The organism is Sphingobium sp. D43FB (genome assembly GCF_002312805.1).
Taxonomy (GTDB): Bacteria; Pseudomonadota; Alphaproteobacteria; order Sphingomonadales; family Sphingomonadaceae; genus Sphingobium.
In genome coordinates this window covers 1-388 of sequence record NZ_NMUA01000267.1, presented here as the reverse complement: position 1 = coordinate 388, position 388 = coordinate 1, and the positions used below count along the sequence as shown (strand labels likewise).

Annotated in this window: 1 protein-coding gene; it reads left to right on the top strand. The window is 57.0% G+C overall.

Annotation, left to right across the window (positions count from 1 at the left end; genetic code table 11):
* On the top strand, window positions 1-388 hold a 388-nt coding region (locus SxD43FB_RS24335; RefSeq protein WP_141249675.1), incomplete at both ends, for a 4Fe-4S dicluster domain-containing protein.

Sequence of the window (388 nt, the reverse complement as noted above, 5' to 3'; positions counted from 1 at the left end):
ACTGAATTCGCCAAGCGTCGCAAGGACAAGAACTTCGACAAGATTCAGGCTGACATTTACGGCGAGTACGAAAACACGTTCATGATGTATCTGCCGCGCCTGTGCGAGCACTGCCTCAACCCGACGTGCGCCGCCTCGTGCCCGAGCGGCGCGATCTACAAGCGTGAAGAAGACGGCATCGTCCTGATTGACCAGGAAAAATGCCGTGGCTGGCGCATGTGCATCAGCGGCTGCCCGTACAAGAAGATCTATTTCAACTGGAAAAGCGGCAAATCCGAGAAATGCATCTTCTGCTACCCGCGTATCGAAGCCGGGATGCCGACGGTCTGCGCCGAAACCTGTGTCGGCCGGATCCGTTACCTCGGTGTGCTGTTGTATGACGCCGACC